The following is a 5,589-nucleotide window of genomic DNA, read 5'->3' on the forward strand; positions in this document are numbered from 1 at the left end:
CCTGAATTTGGATTTGCTCCCGCGATTCAGCGAGATTCAGAAGGTAATGCCGTTAATCCAGACTATACAATTGAATCCGTTTCTTATGGGTTAGAGAATGCATACTATGATTGGTGTATTTCTCAAATAGCTACATTGGCAGGAGATGATAAAAATGCAGAACTATATTTAGCTCGAGCTGATTTGTTTAAGAAGTATTTTGATAATAATCCTGAACAATATGCCGAAGAGGGAGTTTCAGGGTTTATGCGTCCAATTATGGCGACGGGTGAGTTTATGACGCCTTTTGACCCATATGGAACGGCTCATGAAACGGGGAACTATACCGAAGGTAATGCATGGCAATGGACCTGGTTTGCGCCTCACGATATCAATGGCATTAAAGAAATTATGGGGGGAGAGCAAGCCTTTTTAACTAACTTAGAAGCGACATTCAACGCTAAATTATCTGGTGACGAAACCGCCGATATGTCAGGTTTAATAGGGCAAGTTGCTTTTGGTAATGAGCCTTCTCACCACATTCCTTATCTATATAATTGGACGTCAGAGCCTTGGAAAACTCAAGAAGTGGTAGATTATATTCTTGATGAGATGTATCAGGCTACGCCAGAGGGAATTGTTGGTAATGAAGATGTTGGTTCAATGTCGGCATGGTATGTAATGTCAGCAATGGGTTTCTACCAAGTCAATGGTGCCGATCCTACTTACACGATAGGTCGTCCATTATTTGATGAGATCCGTTTTCCGGTTAAAGATGGTTTTTTCACAGTTAGAGCAGCAAATAACTCCGATGATAATATGTACATTAAATCCGTCACTATTAATGGAAAACCGCTTAGTAACGGGCTGTTCTTTAATCATAAAGAATTTAAAGCGGGTGGTGACTTAAGTTTTGTGATGACAGGAAATAAAGAAGAAGCGATGACACCGTAAATAAAAAATATTTAACTTCATCGGCTAAAAACGGTAGGTAAAAAAGCTTACCGTTTTTATATTCCCCCCTCATTGATGGTCCTGATTCATCACTATCTATATCTTCGATTAGAACTAATTTTGAAGAAATATCACCGCAACTGGTCGTTAGCAATCAAAATTAATTTCTTGAGACTATACAATAATCCGATGATTATGGGCTCCAAGTATTTTACAAACCGCATTTGTTACAAGGAAGCACCATATGGAGTGTCATATGTCATACTCACCCCGATTTTTTATTGATTTGGGATGCGAATACTAAAAGCAATGAACTGATTTTAGTTAGCAGGTTTTAGATGCAAAAAACAACTTTCGATAAATTCTCTTCTTTTATCTAAATCAACAAATTCGGTATTAGGGAAGGACGTTTTAAATGCTCAATCAGTATTGGGCGCTGTAAGTGGGCAGCTAAATATTGGAACAAAGGTCAAGTAATTGATTTATTAATAGTTTAATTTTATATAATTACAACCGATTGATTACTCTCGGCATTTATTTTTGTTTTATTACATAAACCCATCAAAATGGTGAATGTCTCACAATATGCTGAGACTTCAGCTTATTGATAATTCCCTATAGTTGATATAGGTTCTCATTTGCATTTACAGTAAATTTAACGGAGTAACTATGAAAACTATGACACTTATTGGCTTAGTTGCCTTTCTACCTCAATCTTTGCTTTTGCAAACTCAATTGTAGGTAAGTATCCAAACTCTATGTGTCGAGCAGACTTTATTTTTTAATTAACTCAATAAACTTGATTTAAATTTTGTTGAAATCAAGCTTAACTCTATTGGCTTTTTTGTAATATAACTAAAAGTTATACCACCTTAAAATAGTAGAAGTAAGTTTATACACATTAATATTTTGTGATCTTGTTTCATTCTTATTCATTTTATAAACCAAAAAATCAATAGAAATAATAATCATTATATAAAGGAGCCTAGTTATGGGAAATGCAACAAGGAGGCGTCTGTCTCCCTTATTTACTAAGAAAACATTTCCTCTAGATTTATAAGTACTTTTTTCGCTCTCTTATTGAGAGTTTTTCCAAAAATATAAGAATAATTAATAATATGAAATTAAATAATTTGATGCTTGTTTGTTCCTTGCTTTCAACGGGAGCTTCTGCTTTAGAACTGTGCCGAATAGGAGAAGAAATCAACGTTCTCGATAAAGAGTCGTTTAATAATTTAAGTAAGAAAAATTACCGCTCTTTTAGTGATGAAATTATGCCTGAGGATCTTTTTCCAAAAGTACCAGATCATTTCTCAAGTTTAAAACCGAATCTAAGCGAAGCCACCCACGTTTACAGCGACACTTCTTCTTTACTCGAAACCGGTCCTGCAAGCTCTTTTGCTGTAGAAACAGAGGAAGCTTCGCGCTTATTGTCTACTATTGGGCGATCTGCATCTGAAGCAGGCAGCGCCGCACTTGAAGCATTAGGACCAATAGGAGAAGCGGCTGCGGTAGGACTTTGGGCGCGTGATGTTGCGGATACATTTGAAGATGAATCTCGAACGTCATACGATCGCTTTGCAACCGTTATGGGGCTAGTTGATTGGTTTGGAGTTCTCAAACTTCCTGAGCATACTGTTGATCGTTACATTATTAGTAATCGTTGGGACAGCATGGCTTCTGGCAACCATTACAGTTTTAGTATTCATGATGATATTATGACACAACAAGATTTAAAGGATAAGAAACACTGGGCAGAATTGGCAAGTAATCAACACAAAACCCTTGAGTCAATAGTAAAAAGCTATGCTTCTGATGTCGCATTAAAATACCAACTGCATTATCAAGAAACGGTCAAAGCACAAGCATTACTTGCCAACGAATTGATAAGTGCTGTAGATCAGGAATTGGAAAAGACACTTCATTTTCAATTAGGAATAAATAAAGAGGGCTCACGATTATTTTCGTCTGATATAGCAAGTGCGTGTCGAACAGAAACAGACGCTTTATTTGCCCTTTATCCTAACCAACAAGAAAATAATAATCGTCCACCTTCGGTTCCTTCAACTCGTGTCGCAAACCGCACCTTAGCCGCGCTGCAACATTGTCAGCAATACATTCTTGAGCAAGCGGTGATTAAGCTGGATGAAATACGTAATGGGCAGTTGAACGGTTTGAACCATCTTGCACTAACTCAACTTTATACACGTACATTGAACGCAAAGAAGAAGATTGCTGAAACGGCCGATAATCATGTTCGTATTACGAGTATGAAATTACAAAGCTCAATGAAAAGTGATGGTTTAGCGTTAATTAATCGACTTTTTGATTCGGGTTCGGTAGAAAAAGCGAATGCGTTTTTTAAAGAGCAAGCAAGTCGTTATGCGGTTGATGAGATGGCAAGAAGTTTATTGTATAGACCAGCAACTTCAAGAGAGCTTTCCTCTAAGATTATAATTTTAGAACAAAGTTACCGTTATTGCTCTAGTTTTGGGATCTTGGCTGGAGACCCTAATTTTCGTGGCTGCCTTAAATACACAAGAGTTCCAGCAGAAACTCGTCGATTTGACCCATCACAAGATGAGATTATTAATCAAATAACAGTTCCATTACGTGAAACTTATTATGATGTATTTAATGTAGCACTTAATACATTAATTGAAGATGGTTGGGATGCTGAAACCGAAGAAGACTGGCTTGAACAGCAAATACTTGATTATTCAGAACAACAAAAAAATATTGTTCAAAATAGAGAAAATAAAACTGAAATCTATCGTTGGTTGTTTGATTCACGTGCTCAATTAGGGAGTGATTGTATTGGTGAGCAAGTGTGTGCAGGCTGGAGTTCCTCATATTTAATGAAAGAAAATCTATCCCGTACCTCTTCTCTTTCTGATATTGCTCGCTGGCTAGTCGATTACTCTGGTCGAGGAAGTTATGTACACCGTAAGAGATTGGAAAAACTGGATGAATTAATTGAACCGGCTTTAGAGACTGATTGGAAAGCAAGGCAAGGCAGTCAATTTTATAGTTATGCTTATCCAGGCGGCTTTGATATGGAAAAATATGCGCCATTGATTGCTTCTGCATTGGAAAGCTCAACCCTTGATGTGACTAATTTATCGGGTAATGCACTCCCATTAGCAAAAGGGATTGTAAAATCACGTTTGATTGAAGCGGTTGAATTAGGTGAACAAAATGGACCTAATTGGTTACTTTCTCAGGTTGGTGACTTTCAACGTTATACCGCAATTGTTCATTCACAACATACCAGTGTTGGGCGTCATGTTCCTGAAATGGAAGAAACCTCCGTTTTATTTTCAGAGATGCTGCCAGCTTATATTTTACGTTATTTAGTGTCTGATTTAATTCCAGACAACTACGATGCTCGTTTGATTAATTCTATTAATGCTTTGTATGACTCTTCTTCAGAGTTAGGTCAAAAGATCACACAGCTTGTAGACGCCAATCAAACCCTTAATGACCGATCAAGTCAAACTTGTGACATCAACCTTATGCCTCTAAAAGAAACCTTGTTTGCTCTTTCTGGTGATGAATCATTGTATTGGTTATCACCAATATCGAATTGGTTAGATAATTTGATTCGTCAACAGTTAACGAGTCAGGCGGTTATTGAATGGGGAGTGAGAAAACAAATTGAGTTTGGGATTGAATGTGGAATTAGTCCTAATAGCCTTTCTTATCAATAATCTCGGGAGAATAGAGAATGCATAGATATATTATTTTGATTTTATGGGGATGGACTGCGTTTACCTTTGCGTCTCCTTTTGAGGTTTTCAAACAACCTGTCCGTTCGAAAGAGGCAATAACGGCACTTTCGGAGGGGTTTAAAGATTGGTCTAAAAGTAATACCAGTTGGAAATCTAAGTTATTAAGCAATGCAGAAGTAGAAGCTTTGGAGGATTTTTCAATATCAGGGTATCGGACAGCCAATCAATATTTACACGCAGCTGAAACTAATTCGTGGGGTTCGTCCGGTAAGGAAATTAAAGGTTTTGTTCGTACATTGAAATCTGGGTTAAACAAAATGCCAGAGTATCGCGGCACAACCTACCGAGGTACATGGTCAAATAAAGCGATGATAGAGCAGATAGAGGTTGGAGATGTTATGTATGAATCAGGCTTTCTGTCTACTTCTGTTATTCCTGAAGTTGCTCGACGTTTTGCTGTTGTGCCTCCTAATTCTGGTAATCGTACAGTAAGGGCTCTTTTTCATATAGAGACGAATCGACGCAGTTTTTCAATTGCATCTATTTCAGACTATAGCTCAGAGGCCGAAGTGGTTATTTCTCCGAACAGTTATTTTAAGGTGACAGGTATTGAACGAGGCGTTCTTAATAATTACATATCACTAGAAACGGTGTCGCCAAGATCGGTTCGTATGGGAAGCGAACGACTGTTCAATTTATATTCAGGTGAGCAGATTCCTCCTTCTCGTTGGCAGCAGATGTTCTGTCGTTAATTCATTAAGTTAGGGAACATACGCATGTTTAAAACTATAGTAGTTATCCTTTTTATATTTATGTCATTCTTAGTGCAATCAGAAGATTTCTTCCAAATGAGTATTCGGCCATGAGAGCGTATGGCTGAGTTGATCATGATGTGATGAATAAATTTGTACGAGCAGGAGAACCA

General features: G+C 37.5%; 3 protein-coding genes. All 3 read left to right on the forward strand.

Features of this window, described 5'->3' with window-relative positions:
• Positions 1-933: GH92 family glycosyl hydrolase (locus tag BTO22_RS04730; protein WP_146107528.1), on the forward strand; the 933-nt coding region annotated here is incomplete at its 5' end.
• A gap of 1,118 nt (positions 934-2,051) precedes the next feature.
• Positions 2,052-4,643: a hypothetical protein gene (locus tag BTO22_RS04735; RefSeq protein WP_105054494.1), complete on the forward strand. Its 2,592-nt coding sequence runs from the start codon at positions 2,052-2,054 to the stop codon at positions 4,641-4,643.
• Between the two features lie 17 nt (positions 4,644-4,660).
• Positions 4,661-5,416, forward strand: a complete 756-nt coding sequence (locus BTO22_RS04740) for an ADP-ribosyltransferase (protein WP_105054495.1) — start codon at positions 4,661-4,663, stop codon at positions 5,414-5,416.
• Positions 5,417-5,589 lie beyond the last annotated feature (173 nt).

Origin of the sequence: Aliivibrio sifiae (assembly GCF_002954705.1) — a bacterium.
Taxonomy (GTDB): domain Bacteria; phylum Pseudomonadota; class Gammaproteobacteria; order Enterobacterales; family Vibrionaceae; genus Aliivibrio; species Aliivibrio sifiae_A.